The organism is Novosphingobium sp. BW1 (assembly GCF_008107685.1).
Taxonomy (GTDB): domain Bacteria; phylum Pseudomonadota; class Alphaproteobacteria; order Sphingomonadales; family Sphingomonadaceae; genus Novosphingobium.
The window spans coordinates 1-384 of sequence record NZ_VIRF01000013.1; the positions used below are offsets into that span (position 1 = coordinate 1).

The following is a 384-nucleotide window of genomic DNA, read 5'->3' on the forward strand; positions in this document are numbered from 1 at the left end:
GCCCTACAGTCGTCCGCTGCTGAACGGCGGTGTTGATGGTGTTTTTCAACGTGGCGGCTAGCGTCGGATCGCTAATGTTTTGCAGAATTTTGTCGAAGATATCCTGTAGCAACATCGGATGGGAGGCCAGCACAAAGCCCCCTGCGGCAAACGACACCATCAAAATGGGGATCATCGACAAAAATGAGAAATAGGTGATAGCCGCCCCAAACTGGTTACCCAGCCGATCGTTAAAGCGTTCTGTCGCGCGAATCAGGTGCGCAATAACCGGTTGGCGTTGGACTTTCTCGGCAGTGGTGGTGACGGTTTCCAGCGCCTGGCTAACTTTGCCGCCTTTCTCGCTATTATCCAACTGCTTAATCGGCTCGTGCTCCAGATCCTGGG

General features: G+C 53.6%; 1 protein-coding gene. It reads right to left on the bottom strand.

Translation table 11 applies throughout. The annotated features are described in order from the left end of the window. Positions 1-384 (bottom strand): YhjD/YihY/BrkB family envelope integrity protein (locus tag FMM79_RS00065; protein WP_305778389.1); only part of this gene is annotated, 384 nt, incomplete at both ends.